This is a genomic window from Enterobacter cloacae complex sp. IR5403, from assembly GCF_049238705.1.
In the GTDB taxonomy this organism is placed as follows: domain Bacteria; phylum Pseudomonadota; class Gammaproteobacteria; order Enterobacterales; family Enterobacteriaceae; genus Enterobacter; species Enterobacter hormaechei_C.
Window position 1 is genome coordinate 188,239 of sequence record NZ_JBMKHP010000006.1, and the last position, 25,009, is coordinate 213,247.

Genomic DNA, 25,009 nt, shown 5'->3' on the forward strand with positions numbered 1-25,009 from the left:
TATGGCATATAAGCGTCCCGTTTCGGTTCTGGTGGTCATTTATGCAGAAGACACGAAGCGGGTGCTGATGTTGCAGCGGCGCGACGATCCGGATTTCTGGCAGTCGGTTACCGGCAGCCTGGAAGAGGGGGAGACCGCGCCGCAGGCCGCCGCGCGTGAAGTAAAGGAAGAGGTCGCCATTGATGTTGCTCGCGAGCAACTGACCCTGAAGGACTGTCAGCGCACGGTGGAGTTTGAAATTTTTAGCCATTTACGTCATCGCTATGCACCGGGAATTGAGCGCAATACGGAATCGTGGTTCTGCCTTGCGCTTCCCCATGAGCGGGAGATCGTGTTCACGGAACACCTGACCTACCGCTGGGTGGATGCGGCGGATGCCGCCGCACTGACCAAGTCGTGGAGCAACCGGCAGGCGATTGAAGAATTTGTAATTAACGCTGCCTGAGAAGGCGCGATTTTTGGAGAACTTTTATGGCAGGTCATAGTAAGTGGGCCAACACCAAACACCGCAAAGCGGCACAGGATGCCAAACGCGGTAAAATCTTTACCAAAATCATTCGTGAGCTGGTGACAGCGGCGCGTCTGGGCGGCGGCGATCCGGCCTCTAACCCACGTCTGCGCGCAGCGGTGGATAAAGCCCTGTCCAACAACATGACGCGTGACACCCTGAACCGTGCCATCGCACGTGGCGTGGGCGGTGATGAAGACGCGAACATGGAAACCATCATTTATGAAGGTTACGGTCCTGGCGGTACGGCGGTAATGGTTGAGTGCCTGTCCGATAACCGTAACCGTACCGTTGCGGAAGTGCGCCACGCGTTCACCAAAACTGGCGGCAACCTGGGCACTGACGGTTCTGTAGCGTACCTGTTCAGCAAAAAAGGCGTCATCTCCTTCGAGAAAGGCGACGAAGATGCGATCATGGAAGCGGCGCTGGAAGCCGGTGCGGAAGACGTAGTGACCTACGACGACGGCGCTATTGATGTTTACACCGCATGGGAAGAGATGGGTGCCGTGCGCGATGCGCTGGAAGCGGCTGGCCTGAAGGCGGATAACGCTGAAGTCTCCATGATCCCGTCTACCAAAGCGGACATGGACGCGGAAACCGCACCGAAACTGCTGCGTCTGATCGACATGCTCGAAGACTGCGACGACGTGCAGGAAGTTTATCACAACGGTGAAATCTCTGATGAGGTTGCAGCGACTCTCTGATGAGAGCCTGTAAACCGTTTACGGGAGACGCGTGATGTCGATTATTCTCGGGATTGACCCCGGCTCACGCGTCACCGGCTATGGCGTTATCCGTCAGGTGGGACGCCAGCTAACCTACCTCGGCAGCGGCTGTATTCGCACCAAAGTGGACGATCTGCCGTCGCGCCTGAAGCTCATCTATGCGGGCGTGTCGGAGATCATCACCCAGTTTCAGCCGGACTTTTTCGCCATCGAGCAGGTCTTTATGGCGAAAAACGCTGACTCGGCGTTAAAGCTCGGTCAGGCGCGCGGCGTGGCGATTGTTGCCGCCGTGAACCAGGATCTGCCGGTGTTTGAGTACGCGGCCCGTCAGGTTAAGCAGACGGTGGTGGGCATTGGTAGCGCGGAGAAAAGCCAGGTACAGCACATGGTGCGTACCCTGCTGAAGCTCCCTGCGAACCCGCAGGCCGACGCCGCGGATGCGCTGGCCATTGCGATTACCCACTGTCACGTCAGCCAGAATGCGATGCAAATGAGCGAGTCGCGGCTCAATCTGGCGCGAGGCAGGTTACGATAATGATAAATCAGGCTGGATGTTTATCCAGCCTTTTTTTATTATGTCGGCAGATAATTTCTTCCAGAACGCAGGAGCGTCACGTGATAGGCAGACTCAGAGGCATCATCATTGAAAAACAACCCCCGTTAGTGCTGCTGGAAGTGGGTGGCGTGGGCTATGAAGTCCATATGCCGATGACCTGCTTCTACGAGCTGCCGGAGGCGGGCAAAGAGGCGGTTGTCTTTACCCAGTTTGTGGTGCGTGAAGACGCTCAGCTGCTGTACGGATTCAATAACAAACAGGAACGCACCCTGTTCCGCGAATTGATCAAAACCAACGGCGTCGGGCCGAAGCTGGCGCTGGCGATTCTGTCCGGTATGTCAGCGCCACAGTTTGTGAATGCCGTTGAGCGTGAAGATCCGGCTGCGTTAATTAAACTTCCGGGCATCGGGAAGAAAACCGCCGAGCGTTTGATTGTCGAGATGAAGGACCGCTTCAAAGGTCTGCATGGCGATCTGTTCACTCCGGCAGCCGATCTGGTGCTGACTTCCCCGGGCGCGCCTGCATCGGATGATGATGCCGAGCAGGAAGCGGTTGCCGCGCTGGTGGCGCTGGGCTATAAACCTCAGGAGGCCAGCCGGATGGTGAGCAAAATTGCTAAACCGGATGCCAGCAGTGAAACTCTGATTCGTGAAGCGCTGCGCGCTGCATTGTGAGGTAAAGGATGATTGAAGCAGACCGCCTGGTATCGGCAGGCACTATTCAGCCAGATGACGTGGTGGATCGCGCGATCCGTCCCAAACTGCTGGATGAGTACATCGGCCAGCCGCAGGTTCGTTCTCAGATGGAGATTTTCATCCAGGCGGCAAAGCTGCGCGGCGATGCGCTCGATCACCTGCTGATTTTTGGTCCGCCGGGGTTAGGTAAAACCACCCTGGCGAATATCGTCGCCAACGAAATGGGCGTTAATCTGCGTACCACCTCCGGCCCGGTACTGGAGAAAGCAGGGGACCTGGCGGCGATGCTGACCAACCTCGAACCGCATGACGTGCTGTTTATCGACGAGATCCACCGCCTGTCGCCGGTGGTGGAGGAAGTGCTCTATCCGGCAATGGAGGATTACCAGCTGGATATCATGATCGGTGAAGGCCCGGCCGCGCGCTCGATCAAAATCGATCTGCCGCCGTTTACCCTGATTGGCGCCACGACCCGCGCCGGCTCGCTGACCTCACCGCTACGCGACCGGTTTGGTATCGTGCAGCGTCTGGAGTTTTATCAGGTGCCCGACCTTCAGCATATTGTAGGGCGCAGCGCGCGCTACATGGGGCTGGATATGAGCGAAGAGGGGGCGTTTGAAGTAGCGAAGCGCTCCCGCGGTACGCCGCGTATCGCCAACCGCCTGCTGCGCCGGGTGCGTGACTTTGCCGAGGTGAAGCACGACGGCACTATATCGGCCGAGATCGCCGCCCAGGCGCTGGATATGCTGAACGTCGATGCTGAAGGTTTTGACTATATGGACCGTAAGCTGCTGCTGGCGGTGCTGGATAAGTTCTTTGGCGGGCCGGTAGGGCTGGATAACCTGGCGGCGGCAATTGGCGAAGAGCGTGAGACTATCGAGGACGTGCTGGAGCCGTATCTGATCCAGCAGGGCTTTTTGCAGCGTACCCCGCGTGGTCGTATGGCGACGGTGCGGGCGTGGAACCATTTCGGCATTACGCCACCGGCAATGCCGTAATGCATTGTTCCCTCTCCCTGTGGGAGAGGGCCAGGGTGAGGGCATCAGCGCCCTCGATGTTAATTTGCGGTCTTCTTCATCATACTGAAAATAAACAACACCGCCGCGCACAGTACCACCGACGGCCCTGCTGGCGTGTCATAAAACGCCGAGAAGGTTAACCCGCCCGTCACCGCAATCATTCCGATAATCACCGCGATACCGGCCATTTGCTCCGGCGTACGTGCAAAACGGCGCGCCGTGGCGGCAGGGATTATCAGCAGCGACGTGATGATCAGCGCGCCAACAAATTTCATCGCCACGCCGATGGTTAACGCCGTCACCAGCATCAACAGCAGCTTCACGCGCTGAAGCTTCACGCCGTCGACAAAGGCCAGATCCGGGCTGACGGTCATTGCCAGTAAATTCCGCCACTGCCACAGCAGGATCCCGAGCACCACCGCCACGCCAATGGCAATGGAAATGAGATCTTCGGGCGTGACGGCCAGCAGATCGCCAAACAGGTAGGCCATCAGGTCCACGCGGATGTTTGACATCAGGCTCACTACCACCAGGCCCAGCGACAGGGCGCTGTGCGCCATAATGCCGAGCAGGGTATCAATTGCCAGGTGAGGGCGTTTTTCCAGCCAGACCAGACCGGCAGCCAGCAGCAGCGTGACGACAATCACCGCATAAAACGGGTTCACGTCCAGTAACAAACCAAACGCCACACCCAGCAATGAAGCATGGGCCAGCGTATCGCCGAAATAGGACATTCTGCGCCAGACGACAAACGAGCCGAGTGGACCCGCGGCGCAGGCAAGCATAATCCCGGCCAGCCAGCCGGGCAGTAACAGTTCAATCATGAGTGTCCATTTCCCCGACGCAGGACAATTCGTCCCTGTAAATCATGGCGGTGATTGTGATTATGACGATAGATGCCCAGTTGCTCGGCGCCGCGATGGCCAAACATAGAGATAAATTCCGGATGCATTGACACCACTTCCGGCGTGCCGGAACAACAAATGTGATGGTTCAGGCACAGCACTTCGTCGGTTTTGGCCATCACCAGATGCAGATCATGGGACACCATCAGCACTGCGCAGTTTAGCTCCCGACGGAGCTGGTCAATCAGATCGTACAGCGCAACCTGGCCGTTGACGTCAACACCCTGCGTCGGCTCATCCAGGACCAACAGCTGAGGGCTGCTGAGCAGGGCGCGGGCAAGCAATACGCGCTGGGTTTCACCGCCCGACAGCTTTTGCAAGGGCTCCTCAACAAGATGTCCCGCCTGAACGCGTTTCAGCGCCGGGAGGATATCCGCTTTACGCGTACCGGGGCGGAGGCGCAGGAAGCGGCTCACCGTCAGGGGCAGGGTGGCATCGAGGTGTAATTTTTGCGGCACATAGCCGATACGCAATTTGTCTTCGCGGACGATAACACCTGCGTCAGGGGCTACCAGGCCTAATACGACGCGTACCAGCGTCGACTTGCCTGCACCGTTAGGGCCGAGCAGGGTGAGTATTTTGCCGGGCTTCAGATTCAGCGACACGTCAGAAAGGACGCGGCGCTGGCCGAATGAGACCGAAACATTTTCAAGAGAAACTAAAGTCGTCATGTCAATTTAAGCTTGCAGAAGTCATCGAATGTTATAATATCACATTCCACGCATTCTTTACGATGATTAGTCGCATTATGTTACAGAAAAATACGCTTCTTTTCGCAGCTTTATCCGCTGCTCTTTGGGGTACAACAGCACAAGATGTTAACGCCGCCGTTGTCGCTTCGCTTAAACCGCTTGGATTTATCGCCTCCGCCATCGCGGATGGGGTCACTGAGACCCAGGTTCTGCTGCCTGACGGGGCTTCCGAGCATGATTATTCTCTGCGTCCATCTGATGTAAAACGCTTACAGAACGCGGACTTAGTGGTCTGGATTGGTCCTGAGATGGAAGCGTTCATGCAGAAGTCAGCCAGACAGCTTCCCGCTGAGAAACAGGTGACGATTGCCGGGCTGTCCGGCGTGAAACCGTTACTCATGAAAGGCGCTGAGGATGAGGGTGACGAACACGACCACGACCATGCTCACGGCGAAAAAGGTGACGACCATCACCATCACGGCGAATACAACATGCATCTCTGGCTTTCCCCAGAGATAGCGCGGCTTACAGCGGTTGCAATCCACGACAAATTAGTGGAACTTATGCCGCAAAGTCGAATCAAACTCGACGCCAACCTGAAGGATTTTGAGGCTCAATTAGCCGCAACCGACAAGCAGGTGGGTAACGAGCTCGCACCGCTTAAAGGAAAAGGGTACTTCGTTTTTCATGATGCCTACGGGTATTACGAGAAACATTACGGTCTGACCCCGCTGGGGCATTTTACCGTCAACCCTGAAATTCAGCCTGGTGCGCAGCGTTTACATGAAATCAGAACACAGTTGGTTGAGCAAAAAGCGACATGCGTTTTTGCTGAGCCACAGTTCAGGCCAGCGGTCGTAGAAGCCGTGGCCAGGGGAACATCCGTGCGCATGGGAACCCTTGACCCGCTAGGTACGAACATCCAGTTGAGCAAAGCGAGCTATTCGCAGTTCCTCAGCCAACTGGCGAATCAGTATGCGAGCTGCCTGAAAGGAGATTAACGAGGAAGTGAATACGTGCAACAGATAGCCCGCTCTGTCGCCCTGGCATTTAACAATCTGCCTCGACCCCACCGCGTTATGCTGGGGTCGCTTACAGTTCTCACGTTAGCGGTCGCCGTCTGGCGGCCCTATGTTTACCACCCGAGTTCTGCCCCCATCATCAAAACCATCGAACTGGAGAAGAGCGAGATCCGCTCTCTGCTGCCTGAGGCCAGCGAGCCTATCGATCAGGCCGCTCAGGAAGATGAAGCGATTCCCCAGGATGAGCTGGATGACAAGATCCAGAATGAAGCCGGCATTCATGAATACGTTATTTCCACTGGCGATACGCTGAGCAGCGTCCTGAACCAGTACGGTATCGACATGGGCAACATCAGCCAGCTCGCCGCATCCGATAAAGAGCTGCGTAACCTGAAAATTGGTCAGCAGCTTTCCTGGACCCTAACGCCCGACGGCGATCTGCAACGTCTGACCTGGGAGATGTCCCGTCGCGAAACCCGCACCTACGATCGCACTGCAAACGGTTTCAAAATGACCAGCGAATTGCAGCAGGGCGACTGGGTTAACAGCGTCATGAAAGGGACCGTCGGCGGCAGCTTTGTTTCCAGCGCACGCGATGCCGGCCTGACCAGCGCTGAAATCAGCTCGGTGATCAAAGCCATGCAGTGGCAGATGGATTTCCGCAAACTGAAAAAAGGCGATCAGTTCTCTGTCCTGATGTCCCGCGAAATGCTGGACGGTAAGCGCGAGCAGAGCCAATTGGTGGGCGTTCGTCTGCGTTCAGACGGCAAAGACTACTACGCCATTCGCGCGGAAGACGGTAAGTTCTATGACCGCAGCGGTACGGGTCTGGCAAAAGGCTTCCTGCGTTTCCCAACGGCGAAACAGTTCCGCGTCTCCTCCAACTTTAACCCGCGTCGTCTGAACCCGGTAACTGGCCGCGTAGCGCCGCACCGTGGCGTTGACTTCGCCATGCCGCAGGGCACGCCAGTGCTGGCGGTAGGGGATGGTGAAGTGGTCATGGCGAAACGCAGCGGTGCTGCTGGCTATTACGTTGCTATTCGTCACGGTCGTACGTACACCACCCGCTACATGCACCTGCGTAAACTGCTGGTCAAACCGGGCCAGAAGGTGAAACGTGGCGATCGCATCGCGCTGTCCGGTAACACCGGCCGGTCGACGGGCCCGCACCTTCACTATGAAGTGTGGATCAACCAGCAGGCGGTTAACCCGCTGACGGCGAAACTGCCGCGCACCGAAGGGCTGACCGGGAAAGATCGCAAAGATTACCTGGCGCAGGTGAAAGAGGTGATGCCGCAGCTGCGCTTCGACTAAGCTCTCCTGATTTAAAAAGCCGGCGTCAGTATGCGCCGGCTTTTTCTTTTGTGCGCGGGCGGCAGCCTCGCTACACTATCCGCATATATTTTTGCGTCACCAGACCCTGGAACCCGCATGGAAACCAAAAAAAACAATATTGAGTACATTCCCGAGTTTGAAAAATCTTTTCGCCACCCGCGTAACTGGGGCGCCTGGATTGGCGTATACGCGTTTGCTGGCATGGCGTTGCTACCTGCTTCACTCCGCGATCCGGTGCTCGGTAAAGTGGGGCGCCTGGCAGGGCGCTTGGGTAAAAGTGCGCGCCGCCGCGCGCAAATAAACCTGTTGTACTGTTTCCCGGATAAAAGCGACGCCGAACGCGAAGCAATCATTGATGACATGTATACGACCGCGCCACAGGCCATGGCGATGATGGCGGAACTGGCGCTGAAAGGGCCGGAAAAGATCGTCGAACGCGTTGACTGGAAAGGGCAGGAGATCATCGACGAGATGCGTCGCAATGATGAAAAGGTGATTTTCCTGGTGCCGCACGGCTGGGGGGTCGACATTCCGGCGATGTTAATGGCGTCGCAGGGCCAGAAAATGGCGGCGATGTTCCATAATCAGGGAAACAAAATCTACGATTTCGTCTGGAATACCGTGCGCCGTCGCTTTGGCGGACGTTTGCATGCCCGAAACGATGGCATCAAGCCTTTCATTCAGTCGGTACGTCAGGGTTACTGGGGCTACTATCTGCCCGATCAGGACCACGGCCCTGAGCACAGCGAGTTTGTCGATTTCTTCGCAACCTATAAAGCCACGCTACCTGCGATTGGACGTCTGATGAAAGTCTGCCGCGCCCGCGTGATCCCACTGTTCCCGACTTATGACGGTAAAACGCATCGCCTGAGCATTGAGGTACGTCCGCCAATGGACGATCTGCTGACCGCAGACGATCACACCATCGCACGCCGCATGAATGAAGAGGTGGAAGTGCTGGTGGGGCCGCATAAGGAGCAATATACGTGGATCCTGAAGCTGCTCAAAACGCGTAAACCTGGCGAAACAGAGCCGTACAAGCGTAAAGAACTTTTCCCGAAGAAATAGGAAACCTTCACCCCTCTCCCCTTAGGGGAGAGGGGATCGGAGCTTACTCTACGGTCAGTACGCGGGTGGTATTGGTTGAGCCGATGGTGCTCATCACGTCACCCTGCGTCACGATAACGATATCACCGGATACCAGATAACCTTTGTCGCGCAGCAGGTTCACGGCATCGTGCGCGGCGGCCACGCCGTCGTTGGTGCTGTCGAAGTATACTGGCGTCACGCCGCGATACAGCGCCGTCAGGTTCAGCGTACGCTCGTGACGGGACATGGCGAAGATCGGCAGACCGGAGCTGATACGGGACGTCATCAGCGCGGTACGGCCAGATTCGGTCATGGTGATGATCGCCGTGACCCCTTTCAGGTGGTTGGCTGCGTACATCGCGGACATCGCAATCGCTTCTTCCACATTGTCGAACTGGATATCCAGGCGGTGCTTGGAGACGTTGATGCTTGGGATCTTCTCCGCACCCAGGCAGACGCGCGCCATGGCGGCTACGGTTTCCGCCGGATACTGGCCCGCAGCGGTTTCTGCTGACAGCATCACCGCATCGGTACCATCCAGCACGGCGTTCGCCACGTCCATGACTTCCGCACGGGTCGGCATTGGATTGGTGATCATGGATTCCATCATCTGGGTGGCGGTGATCACCGCCCGGTTCAGCTGACGCGCGCGACGGATCAGCGCTTTCTGGATACCGACCAGTTCAGGGTCGCCAATTTCCACGCCCAGGTCACCACGGGCAACCATCACCACGTCAGAGGCCAGGATCACGTCGTCCATCGCGTCCTGATCGCAGACCGCTTCAGCGCGTTCCACTTTCGCAACGATTTTCGCATCGCAGCCTGCATCGCGCGCCAGGCGGCGAGCATAGTTCAGATCTTCGCCGCAGCGCGGGAAGGAGACGGCCAGATAATCCACGCCGATCTGCGCTGCGGTCACGATATCCGCTTTGTCTTTATCGGTCAGCGCTTCGGCAGACAGGCCACCGCCGAGTTTGTTGATGCCTTTGTTATTGGAGAGCGGGCCGCCGACGGTCACTTCGGTGAATACCTTCATACCCTGAACTTCCAGCACTTTCAGCTGTACGCGTCCGTCGTCCAGCAGCAGGATGTCGCCAGGCACAACGTCAGCAGGCAGACCTTTGTAGTCGATACCCACTTTTTCCTTATCGCCTTCGCCTTTGCTCAGGTTGGCATCCAGCAGGAATTTATCGCCGATGTTGAGGAAGACTTTGCCTTCTTTAAAGGTCGATACGCGGATTTTTGGACCTTGCAGGTCACCGAGGATAGCAACATGGCGGCCCAGTTTAGCTGCGATTTCACGCACTTTGTCGGCACGTAATTTATGGTCTTCTGGCGTACCGTGAGAGAAGTTCATGCGCACCACGTTGGCACCCGCAGCGATAATCTTTTCGAGGTTATTATCGCGGTCGGTGGCCGGGCCTAAGGTGGTGACGATCTTGGTTCTGCGAAGCCTTCTGGACATGTAATACTCCGTTGACTGAAACAACTTTGGTGTTGCGTGAACATAGAATCGGCCTTCATCTATCGCAAGGCAGTAGCGAGGGGACCGAATGCCGTAAATCGTACATCGTAGTTATTAGGGAACATCGCTCTTTATAAGCAATTCTTTATCAAAACGCGATTCTTTCAGGGCTTCCTTGACCCGCTTCAAGTTATCCCGGAATTTTGCGCCCCGGCGTAAGGTAAAACCGGTCGCCAGCACGTCGATGACCGTCAACTGCGCCAGGCGGGAGACCATCGGCATGTACATGTCGGTGTCCTCCGGTACGTCCAGGGTAATGGCGAGCGTCGCTTCCCGGGCCAGCGGCGTACCTGCCGTCGTCAGGGCGATGACCATCGCATCGTTGTCACGCGCGAGCTGCGCCAGCTCCACCTGGCTCTTGGTGCGGCCCGTATGGGAGATGAGTACCACGACATCATCTTCACTACAATTCATACAGCTCATGCGTTGCAGCACAATGTCATCGGAGTAAATCACTGGCACGTTAAAGCGAAAGAACTTATTCATGGCGTCATGCGCCACGGCAGCGGACGAGCCAAGGCCAAAGAAGGCAATCCGTTTGGCCTGCGTGAGAAGATCGACCGCGCGATTCACTGAACTCATGTCCAGAGACTGGCGAACGTGGTCGAGCGTGGCCATTGCCGATTCAAATATTTTTGCGGTGTAAGCATCAACGCTGTCGTCTTCATCGACATTGCGATTAACATACGGGGTACCGTTTGCCAGACTTTGAGCCAGATGCAGTTTAAAATCAGGAAAGCCGCGCGTGTCCAGACTACGACAGAATCGATTGACCGTCGGTTCGCTGACGCCCGATTCCTGTGCCAGAGCGGCGATGCTTGAATGAATCGCCTGAGCGGGCGCGGCGAGAATAACTTCAGCCACTTTGCGCTCGGATTTGCTAAGGTGTTCCAGTTGAAACTGGATTTTTTCCAGCATGTTCATTGTTAACAAGACGCTCATGAGGGCATAAACGATTTCATAAAGAGATGAAACCTTGATTCGATTTAGCCGATATTACCCCCGGGATTCCCGAAAGGGTAATCGTCGACAAGAAATGTTGTTGTTTTTTTTCATTACTTGATCAACGTCGGGTTTTGCTCTGACCCTGTTGCGCAAAGAATCGACGTTTGTTGCGTCATCAGACGGGCGTAATGGCCCGGGCGACGAAAAATCACCGTATCGCACGCGACGTTAAGCGCTAATGGTTTCAGGAAACGCGTAAAAGCAGTACAGTGCATTGTAATAAAATTACAACGATACCTGGCAGAGTACCAGGCGATCTAACTGAGGAGAATGACATGGCGGTAACGCAAACAGCCCAGGCATGTGACCTGGTCATTTTCGGCGCGAAAGGCGATCTTGCACGCCGAAAATTGCTGCCTTCCCTGTATCAGCTCGAAAAAGCGGGCCAGATCCATCCCGACACCCGAATCCTTGGGGTAGGGCGCGCCGACTGGGATAAGGAGGCTTATACCAAAGTCGTGCGCGAGGCGCTCGAAACGTTCATGAAAGAGAAAATCGATGAAAGCCTTTGGGATAAGCTGAGCGGGCGTCTCGATTTCTGCAACCTGGACGTCAACGATGTAGCCGCCTTTACCCGTCTGGGTGAAATGCTTGACCAGGAAAATCGTGTCACTATTAACTATTTCGCCATGCCGCCAAGCACCTTTGGCGCCATCTGCAAAGGTCTGGGCGAAGCGAAGCTGAACGCCAAACCGGCGCGCGTGGTGATGGAGAAACCGCTGGGTACGTCGCTGGCGACCTCGCGTGAAATCAACGACCAGGTGGGCGAGTTCTTTGAGGAGTGTCAGGTTTACCGTATTGACCACTATCTGGGCAAAGAGACGGTACTGAACCTGCTGGCGCTGCGTTTTGCCAACTCCCTGTTCGTGAACAACTGGGACAACCGCACTATCGACCACGTGGAAATTACCGTGGCGGAAGAGGTGGGCATCGAAGGCCGTTGGGGCTACTTCGACCAGGCTGGCCAGATGCGTGACATGATCCAGAACCACCTGCTGCAAATTCTGTGCATGATTGCCATGTCTCCACCGTCAGATCTGACGGCCGACAGCATTCGTGATGCCAAAGTGAAAGTGCTGAAATCACTGCGCCGTATTGACCGCTCCAACGTGCGTGAGAAAACCGTGCGCGGCCAGTACACCGCAGGTTTTGCCCAGGGGAAAAAAGTCCCTGGCTATCTGGAAGAAGAGGGCGCGAACAAGTCCAGCAACACCGAGACGTTTGTGGCGATCCGCGTGGATATCGACGACTGGCGCTGGGCCGGTGTGCCGTTCTACCTGCGTACCGGGAAACGTCTGCCGGCAAAATGCTCCGAAGTGGTGGTCTACTTCAAAAATCCGGAACTGAACCTGTTCAAAGAATCCTGGCAGGAACTGCCGCAGAACAAACTGACCATCCGTCTGCAACCGGACGAGGGTGTGGATATTCAGATCCTGAACAAAGTGCCGGGTCTTGATCACAAACACAACCTGCAAACCACCAAGCTCGACCTGAGCTACTCTGAAACCTTCAACCAGACGCATCTCGCCGATGCTTACGAGCGTCTGCTGCTGGAAACCATGCGTGGTATCCAGGCGCTGTTCGTCCGCCGCGATGAAGTGGAAGAGGCGTGGAAGTGGGTCGACTCCATCACCGAAGCGTGGGCAGCCGATCAGGACGCGCCAAAACCGTATCAGGCGGGAACATGGGGACCTGTCGCCTCCGTTGCGATGATCACCCGTGATGGACGCTCCTGGAACGAGTTCGAATAACCCCCCTCTCTAGCCCAAAGGTGTTATTTTACCGGTAACATGATCTAACACAGCAAGTGGCATAATTTTTATCTTTTAAGCTCCGCGTGGATTCACCCGCGGAGCTTTTTTTATTACACTCCCTTCAGACATTTTGCCCCTGCGCTCCGGATAACAGGCGTTTCAGCGTTGTTAACAACCGTCAGAAACTGTGTAAACTCCCGAGCCTGGACAGATAAATTAGAGGAGCTTTTATGAATCCGACATTGTTACGCGTAACACAACGCATCGTTGAACGCTCGAAAGAGACCCGTGCTGCCTACCTTGCCCGCATCGAACAGGCGAAGAGTGAAACTGTCCATCGCTCTCAGCTGGCCTGCGGGAATCTGGCCCACGGCTTTGCGGCCTGCCAGCCTGGTGATAAAGACGCGCTGAAAAGCATGTTGCGTAACAATATCGCCATCATTACCTCCTATAACGACATGCTTTCAGCCCACCAGCCGTATGAGGTCTACCCGTCTATCATCCGCAATGCGCTGCACAGCGTGAACGCGGTGGGCCAGGTTGCAGGCGGCGTGCCGGCCATGTGTGATGGCGTAACCCAGGGCCAGGATGGTATGGAGCTGTCCCTGCTGAGCCGCGAGGTGATCGCCATGTCAGCGGCAGTGGGCCTGTCTCACAATATGTTTGATGGCGCGCTCTATCTGGGCGTGTGCGACAAAATCGTCCCGGGGCTGGTGATGGCCGCGCTGTCGTTTGGCCATCTGCCAGCGATTTTTGTGCCGTCAGGCCCGATGGCTAGCGGTCTGCCAAACAAGGAAAAAGTCCGTATCCGCCAGCTGTATGCCGAAGGAAAAGCGGACCGTCAGGCGCTACTGGAAGCAGAAGCCGCGTCTTATCACGCGCCGGGCACCTGTACGTTCTACGGTACGGCCAACACCAACCAGATGGTGGTAGAGTTTATGGGGATGCAGCTGCCGGGCTCGTCGTTCATCCAGCCGGATGCGCCACTGCGCAAAGCGCTGACCGAAGCCGCAGCCCGTCAGGTGACGCGCCTGACCGGTAACGGCAATGAGTGGATGCCAATGGGCAAAATGGTGGATGAAAAAGTCATCGTTAACGGGATTGTCGCCCTGCTGGCGACCGGCGGTTCAACCAACCATACCATGCACCTTGTTGCGATGGCGCGCGCGGCGGGCATTCTGATCAACTGGGATGACTTCTCCGATATCTCCTCCGTGGTACCGCTGATGGCGCGTCTGTACCCGAACGGTCCGGCGGACATCAACCACTTCCAGGCCGCGGGCGGCGTGCCGGTGCTGATGCGCGAGCTGTTGAAAGGCGGCCTGCTGCATGAGGATGTCAACACGGTGGCGGGCTTTGGTCTGCATCGCTATACCCTTGAACCCTGGCTGAACAACGGTGAGCTGGACTGGCGCGAAGGGGCGAGCGCTTCGCTCGATCCTCAGGTTATCGCAACCTTCGAACAGCCGTTCTCACCTCACGGCGGCACCAAAGTGCTGAGCGGTAACCTTGGACGTGCCGTGATGAAAACTTCTGCCGTGCCGGAAGAGAATCAGGTGATTGAAGCCCCGGCGGTGGTGTTTGAAAGCCAGCACGACGTTTTACCTGCCTTTGACGCGGGTCTGCTTGATAAAGACTGCGTGGTCGTGGTGCGTCATCAGGGACCAAAAGCGAACGGGATGCCAGAATTACATAAACTTATGCCGCCGCTTGGTGTATTATTGGACCGCCGTTTCAAAATTGCGCTGGTAACCGATGGACGCCTCTCGGGGGCATCCGGTAAAGTGCCTTCAGCGATTCATGTCACCCCGGAAGCCTACGACGGCGGCCTGCTGGCGAAAGTGCGTGATGGTGACATGATCCGCGTTAACGGTCAGACAGGCGAGTTAACCCTGCTGGTGGATGAAGCAGAGCTGGCGGCGCGTCAGCCACATATTCCTGACCTGAGCGCGTCACGCGTGGGTACCGGACGCGAAATGTTTGGTGCGTTGCGTGAGAAACTCTCCGGTGCGGAGCAGGGCGCAACCTGTATTACGTTTTAAGACGACTTGATTTTAACGATCTGGCGAGAGAAAACTCTGATGAAAAACTGGAAAACAAGTGCAGAAGCAATCCTGACCACTGGCCCTGTCGTGCCGGTTATTGTGGTAAACAAACTGGAGCACGCTGTCCCAATGGCGAAGGCGCTGGTTGCGGGTGGCGTTCGTGTTCTGGAAGTGACCCTGCGTACGGCCTGTGCGATGGATGCGATCCGCGCTATCGCCAAAGAAGTGCCGGAAGCGATCATCGGTGCAGGTACGGTTCTGAATGCGCAGCAGCTGGCGGAAGTGACCGAAGCGGGCGCACAGTTTGCCATCAGCCCGGGGCTGACTGAGCCGCTGCTGAAAGCCGCGACCGAAGGTTCTATTCCGCTGATCCCGGGTATCAGCACCGTTTCTGAACTGATGCTGGGCATGGACTACGGCCTGAAAGAGTTCAAATTCTTCCCGGCTGAAGCGAACGGCGGCACCAAAGCGTTGCAGGCCATTGCGGGCCCATTCTCCCAGGTGCGTTTCTGCCCAACGGGCGGCATCTCTCCGGCCAACTACCGTGACTATCTGGCGCTGAAAAGCGTGCTGTGCATCGGCGGCTCCTGGCTGGTTCCGGCGGATGCGCTGGAAGCAGGCGACTGGGATCGCATCACTAAACTGGCTCGCGAAGCGGTAGAAGGCGCGAAACAATAAGCGATTCTCAGTGAGAAAAACGGGTCGTATGGCCTGATGCTGGTTACTTTATGTGACCAGCATGTATGAGTTCTTCTTCTTCTCCCCACAAACATTTTTAATATCCCTAACCGCCAGGCGTATCATTCTTCATTATTAAATAATCCCTCACTTATATATTTAATGAATAAATCATTCTTAATTTATCTGTGATAAGATTGCTTGGTCCTTTTTTATTTATTCTGTGAATAATTTTACTTCCCCTGAGTTAATTCAACTTGAAGTTGGGTATTTTAATAGGGGGCGATAGGTGTATTGTTTTTAATAAAAGGAATGTTTGTTAAAAGGATAGCTAATAATGTCAGGGGAATCTGAGGTAGCTCAACGGCGGGACACGTTAAACAGATATTTATTGTATTTCCCGCGTAGCAAAAATGTTATTTCTGATGTTCATTCTTTTACAGGAAAAGAGATATTAAGCGAGCCTTATCGCTATACCATTCGCTTTACCAGTCTGGATCAAAACATTGCCATTAATGCCGTTCTTAATCAGCGGGCTGAGTTTATTCTGCGTGCACCCAACCAGGAAGCCTCATGGCATGGGCAAACCTCCTGGCTGCCGGTTCGCCAGATTAATGGCACGATCACCCAATTTTCCCGGCTGACGTCTTCTGGTGATGAAGCCCTTTATGAATGCGTGCTGGAGCATGAGCTGGCGCTGCTGGATCAAAACTACCGTTCTGCGGTTTACATGAACATGACAGTCCCGGAGCTCGTTACAAAGCTGATGAAGGACAGTGGTCACTTTGACGGCTACAACATTGATTTTGACCAACTGAGCCACAGTTATCCACGACGGGAAATGATCGTTCAGTGGAAAGAAACCGATTTGCGGTTCATCCGTCGGCTGCTGGCAGAGATAGGGATCTGGTTCCGTTTTGAGAATCACAACAAAGTAAAAACAGAAACCGTCGTTATTTTTGGGGATTCTGCGCGTCGTTACAATTTCAGCGACAAACAGATGCCTTATGTCCGACATTCAGGCATGACCAGTTATAACGAATACATTACCGATCTGGAGGAGCAGCACGGTCTGATCCCAAGAAATGTGTTGGTTCGCACCTATAACTACCGTGACCCGCAATCGCCGCAGACGGATAAGACCGTTAAAACGTGCGATATTCCCGAAGGTGTAACGACAGGCCAACACTATCACTATGCCGATCACTATCTGGCTGCGGGTGATTTTTACGGTGAAGAGGCGGAAACCGCCGCATTTTACGCCCGTCTGCGTTATGAACGCCTGTTGAATGGACAGAGTGTTCTGGGGGCGACAACCAGCGATCCCGAGCTTCAGCCAGGCATTATGTTTTATCCCTCAGGGCCTGTACCTGACGGGTTTAAGTCCGGGTTTGTGATAACTGCGATGACTATCCGCGGCAGCCGTGCTGAACACTATCGCGCCGTACTTTCTGGGATCCCATATATCCAGGGCTATAGCTTCCGTCCTGAATACTTATCCCGGCCGGTGATAGCCGGAACGGTGCCCGCCAGAGTGAAGGCTATCGGGGGAGATAAAACCTATGCCGGACTTGATGCGGTTGGGCGCTACCGGGTTAAGTTCGATTTTGACCTTGATGAAAAACGGGTCGGATTCGAAAGCGCCCTGGTACGCCTCGGCAGGCCGTACGCCGGTGACACCTTTGGTATTCACTTTCCGCTACTGGAGGGGACTGAAGTTGCCGTTGGTTTTGAAGGCGGTGACCCGGACAGACCTTTTATCGCCCATGTCATGCACGACGGCAGCCACCCGGATTTAGTCACAAACCGTAACGATACACGAAACGTGATCCGCACGGCCGCGTTGAACAAGATCCGTCTTGAAGACCGTCGCGGGCAGGAGCACATCAAAATCTCTACCGAGTACGGCAAAGGGCAAGTGAGTGTGGGTCACCTGGTTGATGCTGAAGGCAAAAAACGCGGGGAAGGTGTGGAGGCTCGCACCGACGACTGGATGGCGCTGCGTGCTGCGAAAGGCGTGATGATCACCACGGAAGCCCAGCCCCGCGCGGGGGGGAAGCAACTGGATATGACAGCGGCTATTGCACAACTTGAAAAGGCGTTGTCGCTGGCGATGACCCTACAGCAAAGTGCGCTTACGGCAGGCGCAAGTAATGTGGAAACCGATCGGCAAAATGCGCTCAGCCAGACGCTGAGTCATCTCGCGGAGCCCGGTATTTTGGCATATGGAAAAAATGGAATTGCGCACGTTACGCCGGACAGCCTGCAACTGTCCGCCGGGAAAGACCTGATTGCCACAGCGGGCGGGAATGCCAGCGTGAATGTGGTGAAAAAATTCTCGCTGGCCGTAGGGGAAAAACTGTCGCTGTTTGCCCGGAAACTCGGCATCCAGATGATTGCCGGTGCGGGGGATATTACGACGCAGGCGCAGCGGGGCGAAATGCACATGCTGTCGCAGCAGGATTTCACGCTGACAAGCACCGCCGGGAAAATGAACGGCAGTGCCAGAAAGGGAATGCAGTTTGTCTGCGGGGGCGGCGGGATCCGTATCAGCCCGACCGGACTGGTCACCATTTTCTCGCCGACGGGCATTGAGCTCAAAGCGCCGAGCCTGAAATACGACGGTCCGGAAAGTGTGTCGGTACCGACGCCATCCTTTGAGAAAGGCGCCTTTAAACTTCGCTACAAACTGCACGCTGGCGATGATCCGGAGCAAATTCTGGCAAACAAAAAATTCAGGCTGACCAGTGCATCCGGACAGGTGGTGGAAGGCTTGACGGACAGCTGCGGTCGTTCACCCCTGCTCGATGCTGACGACCTCGACAGCTATAAAATGGAGATAATGGAATGACGGAGGCGAAGACAAAACCCTACGCTCCACGGGTGGTATCAGAAGGCGATATTCCGGTACACAAAACCCTGGGCGAAGTCGCCCAGACGCGCAACGTCGGAATACCGCGCCCGATGCCCGGCATTGTGATCCTCGTCCATGGCGTGAACGACGTGGGTGAAGCCTACCAGAACCAGGAGAAAGGTATACTTGCCGGGCTGGGTAAGCGACTTAACCGGCAGGATTTTTACGCCCACGAATGGAAAGACTACAGAATTATCACTCCAGGGCGTTCCCCCATCATCCCGTTTTACTGGGGATATAAACCGGTTACGCATGCTGATTACCGGGCGGACCAGAAGCGCTACCGGGAGGAGGACGGAAAGCTGAGTCACAAAGCGCATCTTCCCTATGATGCGTACCAGGAAGATAACGAGACGAATAAAAAGTCGCTGGGTAATGACGGAAAAGGGCCGTTTCAGTACCAGAACGATAACTTTAAAAACGCACTCGATACGAATTTTGCCAAGGGGGGCGGGACCTTTGCCAACGCGACGACGACGATCCCGGATATGCTGGGGCCCGGCGCCGGTGGCTTCGGCGTTGCCGCTGCGGGATTTGCCTCGCTGCACTTCAATGATGGCGATTATACCCATCCTATTTATGAAAACCCACACCGCATTTACCAGTTTTTTGCCGCTCAACGGCTGGCGGATTTGATTATTCAGATTCGAAGTGAGCCGATTACGGCGAAAGATGTGATTAACGTTGTGGCCCATAGTCAGGGCACGATTATTACTATGCTGGCAAATATGCTGGTGAAACAGGCCGGGTATGCTCCGGTAAACTGTGTGATTCTTAATCACTCACCGTATTCTCTTGAGTCGCGCGTGGCTGAAAATATTCAGCCGGGTTATCAGCAGACCGACGACGCCAGACAGCAGACATTTAAAAATTTCTGTCGCCTGATGCATACGCAATGGAAAGGTGGCGGGAAAATGGCAGAGAGCGAATTACTGGCTCTGGAGGCCTCCTGTACCCTGCGTAAACCTTCCGATAATCCGCTGCGAACGGATGACAGATATTGCCGAAGCAACGACGGTAAAGTGTATAACTACTTTTGCCCGAATGATGGCGTCGTGTCGCTGGAGAATGTTCAGGGGGTTGGCTGGCGGGGCATTCCTCAGAATATAGCCAGTGATATACCTAATCTGTTTCAGCGCGTGTTTTACCAGCATGGTGCAGTAGGAAACATTCCTGGCGCTAAACCCTTTGAGTTACCACCGCGAAATGAGGGGGATGCAAAATATGCCTTTCTCACGAGCGCCAGTTACAGCGCTCGCGATGTGGTGATAAACGGTGAGGAGTTACCGGAACCTTTTATTTTCAAACTTCAGGGGGAGGATAATCACCCGGATAACGATCCTAAAACCAGTGATAAACCGTATACCTATTATGTCGATCCGGACAGCCCGGACGCCTACATTTCCTATTCCGCCAAAGCCAGCGCCATTAAGCGCACAGTAACGACAACCTTTGCTGTGAACCGCTATCAAAATATTGGCTGGCAGCCTGGTCACGTTTTATCTGCTTCAGAGCTTAAAGAAGAGAGTTTTGAACGCAAGCATGAAGTTATTTATGGTGAGGTTTCAGGTTCGCGTGATTTTCAGCTAGTCACCCTTACCTGGAAGAAAACACCGGAAGAACTGCAAGCGGAATGGCAGAAAATCGACCCGGTGGGCTACAGCCAGCACTCCTCTATTGTGATGAGCGAATTTGCGCCATCGCACGCTATGGCGTTTGATTTGGCTATTGGGCAGTGCAAATCATTCGATTATCAGGCGGGGAAATTTTGGGAGGGGTTGTTACATCGTGCGGACTGGCGCGATCCGCAGAACGGCAATGCCGATGCCAGAGAATATTATCGTTCGGGAAGGTTGCCAATTGCTGAGACGAAAGACTTCATGAACAGACCTGACGAAGTGCTTCCAAAGAGCACTTACGGTGTGAAAAATCAGTTTAACAAACATACCTCATTCAAGCCTTCTCACGATCAGGTTGCAGGAAATCAAGAATTGAAAAACCTCCAATGGGATATGCCAAAACCAATGAGTGACAGTCAACTGGCGTAAGGACAAAACATGAAGGGATTATGCAAAGATCTTGCGGCTATAGCTATCTTGCTAACAACTGGATGCCAGGCAAAAGAGCCACCGACGCAGATAGTTTACCGGTTCGATGATCATCGCTACCTTGAGTTAAAAGGCTGGGGCTGTGAAGGCCAGCTCTGGTATACAGATACGAAAAGGGGGATTCATTCACAGCCTTATTTTCAATTTTATCGAGTATTTACCCGTAAGTTTATTCATCCATCAGAACGATATATTTCTATTCCTAACTGGGAGGTGGATGGATTTCATGTATCGAAAGACTATGGCGAAACATGGAAAGCCGTCGGTTTTTCCCCAGCGGGAAATGAACCAAATGGAGATAACAGAGCACCCGCAGAAGATGCTGTGTCTTTCACCGTCGTCAACGATCAGGGCTTTTTACTAACCAAACACCGGCTGTATATGTCATCAAAACCATTTGAAGACCCGCGGATTCTGCCCGGCGGGCCGGGGATTGCCTATACCGTGGATGACGGAATGGGAAATAAAGTAAGCGATACGCTGGACCCCCGTTTCCCTGGCTGGGCCTGGGGAATGGTCTATATGACTAAGCAGGGGCTAAAGCACAGCACGCAGCAATTTAAGGCTAACTGGCAAGATCTACCCGACAGCGTACCCGAAGTGAAAGGCTATACCGGCTGGGAGCACATGCAATGCAACATGGATGCGGGAAAATAGGGAGATAAAGTGATGAAAGGCGTCATTAGGTTAAACGATTCGCTGATAAGCGGAGGAAAAGTCACTAAGGCCTCTGGGGCAGACTTTATGGGTCAGCCCGTGGCCTTAAAAGATGATCTTGTGCAGTGTCCGCTCCATAAAGGAACGTTCGCGATCAATGAATGTCACCCAACCTGGACCATGCATGGCCGTGGGGTTGTGGTAGATGGCTGTCGCGCGGCGTGTGGATGTGAAATCAAAAGTACCTTACCTGTGGCGGGAGCTTCGTAATGCGCGCGTGGTGGTTATACAAAAAACAGCCAGACCCGGATTCCACTGTGCCAGTCGTCATGATTGTTTTCCTCTATGTGATAGCCGTCGCAATGGGCCTCGCGATCCGGGCTCTCACCTGGCCTGAACAGGAACACGTTACGGCTCTCTTTTTTGTGCCTTCAGTTATTCTGCCCATCTGTGTTGTGTCGTTGATAGTTTTTACAAGTTTCATATTTCATGACGCCAACATTCATTATGCTGAAACCCGAAAATTCATAGCAAAAGAGCAGGAGATTAATTTAAAGACGTATGCGCGGAAAAATATGGCTATCGCAGCATGGTCTTCAATCACTCCCCTGGAGCAACCCGCGCTGAATATGTTGAAACTGGAAGGCGAATTTCCGCTGGCACCGAAAACGCCGGTTAACATTCAGCTGGAAGATCGCTTCGACCAGACCAGGAATGAACAGATGTTTTACCGCTTACTGGACCCGATGGCAGAAAAATTGAAGGGCTATAACTACCGTATTTTTGAAACCGTTGTCTGGGTTCGTGGAGGAAGTGGATCCTGCATTGAAGAACTGAGACGCACTCTGGAGCGGTTGGGTATTGAAACGGCCAGCACGTGTAAAATTGAGTACAGCACAGAATGTCCTGACTACGCGATCGTTAGCCAATGGATGAACTTATCTGATTACAGAGTCGAAAACCGGTTGATTGTTATCGTTGATTTACATGAAGAAAGCGGCGAATCAAAGAGCATGGAAAATGCGTGTGCGTTCCTGCTGACCAGTCATTATGTCCGGGAGGAGGGCGAAAAACCGGTATATTTATATCAGCCTATGTCTGACGTGACCGATGTAGAGGACAACATGGCGGTCTTCCTTGAGACGGGTTCGGTACTTACGCCGAAAAATCTCTGGTATACCGGGCTGTCCCGTATTGAAAAATATCCATTAATGCAGGCACTGGACAAAAAAGCGCTCACGGTGGAACGGCTGGATATCGATGCCTCTCTGGGAGCAAAGAGTGCCGGGTATCGGTGGCTGGCTCTGGCATTTGCGGCGGATGCGGTAAAATATGCCCAGGGGGAGCAACTGGCAGCTTATTCAGACAAAAACAAATTTTGTATTACTTCGCTTTCCTCCATGAAGACAGCTATCCCAAAAAAACTTACCTGGTGTAACTGGAGTAATCCCCTTTATCCTGCGGGGATGGCGGCTTTATTCTGCGTGTTATCCCTCATTGCCTATCGCATCAGTTTCCTGGCGCAAAACGATCCGCCAGCAATCTGGGAACTGATTGCGAGCATCATCATTCCCTTCGTTATTTTTATTGGCCTCGGTATTTTTGTTTTCATCTCGAAAACGAATGAAGCCTACGAGGACATGGAATACGAATGGAAGCGATAGAAACGGAACAACATTAATCATGTAATGTGGCTGGTCGCTTAGTTGACCAGCCTTTAGTTATTTACCCTGTCACTTTTACCGCAGTGGCCGCTTTTTTCGCTCTGGCGACGGCTTCGTCCACGTTTTCCCCGGTCGCTAATGCCACGCCCAGACGACGGCTTCCGTCGATCTCCGGTTTGCCGAACATCCGGACCTGCAAACCTGCGCCAACCGCACCTTCGACGTTATCAAAGGTCACATTCTGGCTGGTCAGCTGCGGCAGGATCACCGCCGAGGCTGCCGGGCCGTACTGACGGATGCCGCCAACCGGCAGGCCGAGGAAAGCACGTACGTGCAGCGCGAACTCGGAGAGATCCTGTGAAATCAGCGTAACCATCCCGGTATCGTGCGGACGAGGGGAGACTTCACTGAAGATCACCTCGTCGCCGCAAACAAACAATTCCACGCCGAACAGGCCGTAGCCGCCCAGCGCCAGCACCGTCTTGCGGGCGATCTCCTGCGCGCGTGCCAGCGCCAGCGCGCTCATCTGCTGCGGCTGCCAGGATTCACGATAATCGCCGTCTTCCTGGCGATGACCAATCGGGTCACAGAAATAAACGCCATCCACGGCGCTGACGGTGAGCAGGGTAATTTCAAAATCAAACTTCACCACGCCTTCCACGATGACGCGCCCGGCCCCGGCTCGGCCGCCCTGCTGGGCATAGTCCCAGGCTTTGTCCAGCGTGCTGCTGTCGCGGATAAAGCTCTGCCCTTTGCCGGAGGAGCTCATTACCGGCTTAATGATGCACGGGTAGCCAATCTCCTCTACGGCCTGGAGAAACGCAGCTTTATCCCCGGCAAAACGGTAGCTGGAGGTCGGGAGCTGTAATTCTTCTGCCGCCAGGCGACGAATGCCTTCCCGGTTCATGGTCAGTTTTGCCGCAGTGGCGCAGGGCACCACGCGCTGGCCTTCCTGTTCAAGGGCAACCAGCATCTCAGTGGCAATGGCCTCAATTTCAGGTACCACGAAATCCGGTTTTTCGTCGGCAATTAACCCCCGCAGGGCATTACCGTCAAGCATATCAATGACGTGCGAGCGATGTGCGACGTGCATGGCGGGCGCATTCGCGTAACGGTCCACCGCAATCACTTCCACACCCAAACGCTGGCATTCAATGGCCACTTCTTTACCCAGTTCACCCGATCCCAACAGCATGACGCGCGTCGCGGCGGGACGCAGCGCGGTTCCTAAACGAGTCATAAAAATCCCCCTGAAAAAGATGCGGGCAGTATAAACGAAAACGTTTGCGTCTGTCTTGTATGGGGATAACCGGACAGGGGGGAAATTTGCGCTTCTTTAGCACTGACAGACATTTCCTGACACCCGCTCGCTTAGGCTGTGAAGGTTACGCACTGTTACGTGAGGAAAAATATGTCAGGCTGGATGAATCAACTGCAATCCCTGTTGGGACAAAAAGGCTCGTCGTCCGGCGAGCAGGGTCTGAGCAAGCTGCTGGTGCCGGGTGCGCTCGGCGGGCTGGCCGGTTTGCTGGTTGCCAATAAATCATCGCGGAAACTGCTTACCAAATACGGTACCGGCGCGCTGCTGGCGGGCGGAGGGGCTATTGCCGGTTCCGTCTTATGGAGCAAATACAAAGACAAGGTGCGCAACGCGCATCAGGATGAACCGCAGTACGGGAAGCAGGTATCGCCGTTAGATTTACGCACCGAGCGCCTGATCCTCGCCCTGGTCTTTGCGGCCAAGAGCGACGGGCATATTGATGCCAGTGAACGTGCCGCAATTGAACAGCAGATGCGGGAAGCGGGCGTTGAGGAGCAGGGCAGAGCGCTGGTGGCGCAGGCCATCGAACAGCCGCTCGATCCGCAGCGTCTGGCGCAAAGCGTGAAAAACGAAGAAGAGGCGCTGGAACTCTATTTTCTGAGCTGTGCCGCCATCGATATCGATCACTTTATGGAGCGCAGCTACCTGAACGCCCTGGGCGATGCGCTGAAGATCCCCCAGGACGTTCGCGAGGGGATTGAGCAGGATATTCAGCAGCAGAAGCAGACCCTCGCGGGCTAGAAGGCCATGTTTCGCTTGCATCATACGCGTGTTTTGCCAACCTTATAGGAT

At 54.6% G+C, this 25,009-nt stretch carries 22 protein-coding genes; 17 read left to right on the forward strand and 5 right to left on the reverse strand.

Annotated elements, in window-relative coordinates:
• Position 1 precedes the first annotated feature (1 nt).
• From nudB to ruvB, 5 genes are all read left to right on the forward strand, one after another.
• Positions 2–445: a dihydroneopterin triphosphate diphosphatase gene (nudB, locus tag ACOTW6_RS11260; protein ID WP_032653994.1), complete on the forward strand. Its 444-nt coding sequence runs from the start codon at positions 2–4 to the stop codon at positions 443–445.
• 26 nt (positions 446–471) lie between these two features.
• Positions 472–1,212, forward strand: coding sequence for a YebC/PmpR family DNA-binding transcriptional regulator (locus tag ACOTW6_RS11265; RefSeq protein WP_003859747.1), 741 nt, complete (start codon positions 472–474; stop codon positions 1,210–1,212).
• 34 nt (positions 1,213–1,246) lie between these two features.
• A complete protein-coding gene (gene ruvC / locus ACOTW6_RS11270) occupies positions 1,247–1,768 on the forward strand; it encodes a crossover junction endodeoxyribonuclease RuvC (RefSeq protein ID WP_014884319.1) in 522 nt (173 codons plus the stop codon).
• 80 nt (positions 1,769–1,848) lie between these two features.
• Positions 1,849–2,463: a Holliday junction branch migration protein RuvA gene (gene ruvA / locus ACOTW6_RS11275; RefSeq protein ID WP_003859751.1), complete on the forward strand. Its 615-nt coding sequence runs from the start codon at positions 1,849–1,851 to the stop codon at positions 2,461–2,463.
• An 8-nt stretch (positions 2,464–2,471) separates the two neighbouring features.
• Positions 2,472–3,482 (forward strand): Holliday junction branch migration DNA helicase RuvB, encoded by a 1,011-nt coding sequence (ruvB, locus tag ACOTW6_RS11280; RefSeq protein ID WP_003859753.1) that lies wholly within the window; start codon positions 2,472–2,474, stop codon positions 3,480–3,482.
• 59 nt (positions 3,483–3,541) lie between these two features.
• On the opposite strand, the gene znuB is transcribed toward ruvB, so the two are convergent.
• Positions 3,542–4,327: a zinc ABC transporter permease subunit ZnuB gene (znuB, locus tag ACOTW6_RS11285; protein WP_006811034.1), complete on the reverse strand. Its 786-nt coding sequence runs from the start codon at positions 4,325–4,327 to the stop codon at positions 3,542–3,544.
• A complete protein-coding gene (gene znuC, locus ACOTW6_RS11290; protein WP_121478810.1) occupies positions 4,324–5,079 on the reverse strand; it encodes a zinc ABC transporter ATP-binding protein ZnuC in 756 nt (251 codons plus the stop codon). Before znuC ends, znuB begins: the two co-directional genes overlap by 4 nt.
• Positions 5,080–5,156: 77 nt before the next feature.
• On the opposite strand from znuC, the gene znuA reads away from it, so the two are divergent.
• The 3 genes from znuA to lpxM all read left to right on the forward strand — a co-directional run bounded on the left by znuA (position 5,157) and on the right by lpxM (position 8,525).
• A complete protein-coding gene (znuA, locus tag ACOTW6_RS11295; RefSeq protein WP_003859760.1) occupies positions 5,157–6,101 on the forward strand; it encodes a zinc ABC transporter substrate-binding protein ZnuA in 945 nt (314 codons plus the stop codon).
• A gap of 15 nt (positions 6,102–6,116) precedes the next feature.
• Positions 6,117–7,436: a murein DD-endopeptidase MepM gene (gene mepM / locus ACOTW6_RS11300; protein WP_121478811.1), complete on the forward strand. Its 1,320-nt coding sequence runs from the start codon at positions 6,117–6,119 to the stop codon at positions 7,434–7,436.
• A gap of 117 nt (positions 7,437–7,553) precedes the next feature.
• The gene (gene lpxM / locus ACOTW6_RS11305) at positions 7,554–8,525 is read left to right on the forward strand and encodes a lauroyl-Kdo(2)-lipid IV(A) myristoyltransferase (protein ID WP_121478812.1); all 972 of its coding nucleotides are present in this window, start codon (positions 7,554–7,556) and stop codon (positions 8,523–8,525) included.
• Positions 8,526–8,568: 43 nt separating this feature from the next.
• On the opposite strand, the gene pyk is transcribed toward lpxM, so the two are convergent.
• Both pyk and ACOTW6_RS11315 read right to left on the reverse strand, forming a co-directional pair.
• The gene (gene pyk / locus ACOTW6_RS11310; protein ID WP_003859767.1) at positions 8,569–10,011 is read right to left on the reverse strand and encodes a pyruvate kinase; all 1,443 of its coding nucleotides are present in this window, start codon (positions 10,009–10,011) and stop codon (positions 8,569–8,571) included.
• Positions 10,012–10,125: 114 nt separating this feature from the next.
• The gene (locus ACOTW6_RS11315; protein WP_003859769.1) at positions 10,126–10,995 is read right to left on the reverse strand and encodes a MurR/RpiR family transcriptional regulator; all 870 of its coding nucleotides are present in this window, start codon (positions 10,993–10,995) and stop codon (positions 10,126–10,128) included.
• A gap of 356 nt (positions 10,996–11,351) precedes the next feature.
• On the opposite strand from ACOTW6_RS11315, the gene zwf reads away from it, so the two are divergent.
• From zwf to ACOTW6_RS11355, 8 genes are all read left to right on the forward strand, one after another.
• Positions 11,352–12,827 (forward strand): glucose-6-phosphate dehydrogenase, encoded by a 1,476-nt coding sequence (gene zwf / locus ACOTW6_RS11320; protein WP_045328651.1) that lies wholly within the window; start codon positions 11,352–11,354, stop codon positions 12,825–12,827.
• A 233-nt stretch (positions 12,828–13,060) separates the two neighbouring features.
• A complete protein-coding gene (gene edd, locus ACOTW6_RS11325; RefSeq protein WP_063133351.1) occupies positions 13,061–14,872 on the forward strand; it encodes a phosphogluconate dehydratase in 1,812 nt (603 codons plus the stop codon).
• A gap of 39 nt (positions 14,873–14,911) precedes the next feature.
• Positions 14,912–15,553, forward strand: a complete 642-nt coding sequence (gene kdgA / locus ACOTW6_RS11330) for a bifunctional 4-hydroxy-2-oxoglutarate aldolase/2-dehydro-3-deoxy-phosphogluconate aldolase (RefSeq protein WP_003859774.1) — start codon at positions 14,912–14,914, stop codon at positions 15,551–15,553.
• Positions 15,554–15,890: 337 nt separating this feature from the next.
• Positions 15,891–18,404, forward strand: coding sequence for a DUF2345 domain-containing protein (locus tag ACOTW6_RS11335; RefSeq protein ID WP_421766253.1), 2,514 nt, complete (start codon positions 15,891–15,893; stop codon positions 18,402–18,404).
• A complete protein-coding gene (locus ACOTW6_RS11340; RefSeq protein ID WP_213789255.1) occupies positions 18,401–20,515 on the forward strand; it encodes a T6SS effector phospholipase Tle3 domain-containing protein in 2,115 nt (704 codons plus the stop codon). The genes ACOTW6_RS11335 and ACOTW6_RS11340 overlap by 4 nt, the downstream gene beginning before the upstream one ends.
• A 9-nt stretch (positions 20,516–20,524) precedes the next feature.
• Entirely contained in the window at positions 20,525–21,232 is a 708-nt protein-coding gene (locus ACOTW6_RS11345; RefSeq protein WP_062933471.1) for a T6SS immunity protein Tli3 family protein, read from the forward strand.
• Between the two features lie 87 nt (positions 21,233–21,319).
• Positions 21,320–21,502, forward strand: coding sequence for a PAAR domain-containing protein (locus ACOTW6_RS11350; RefSeq protein ID WP_371306718.1), 183 nt, complete (start codon positions 21,320–21,322; stop codon positions 21,500–21,502).
• On the forward strand, positions 21,502–22,896 hold the full coding sequence (locus ACOTW6_RS11355) for a hypothetical protein (protein WP_062933472.1): 1,395 nt from the start codon (positions 21,502–21,504) through the stop codon (positions 22,894–22,896). The genes ACOTW6_RS11350 and ACOTW6_RS11355 overlap by 1 nt, the downstream gene beginning before the upstream one ends.
• A 61-nt stretch (positions 22,897–22,957) precedes the next feature.
• Here ACOTW6_RS11355 and purT read toward each other — a convergent pair whose 3' ends face one another.
• The gene (gene purT, locus ACOTW6_RS11360; protein ID WP_062933473.1) at positions 22,958–24,136 is read right to left on the reverse strand and encodes a formate-dependent phosphoribosylglycinamide formyltransferase; all 1,179 of its coding nucleotides are present in this window, start codon (positions 24,134–24,136) and stop codon (positions 22,958–22,960) included.
• 171 nt (positions 24,137–24,307) lie between these two features.
• Here purT and ACOTW6_RS11365 point away from each other — a divergent pair, with 171 nt between their 5' ends.
• Positions 24,308–24,958 (forward strand): tellurite resistance TerB family protein, encoded by a 651-nt coding sequence (locus tag ACOTW6_RS11365; protein WP_062933474.1) that lies wholly within the window; start codon positions 24,308–24,310, stop codon positions 24,956–24,958.
• Positions 24,959–25,009: the final 51 nt, after the last annotated feature.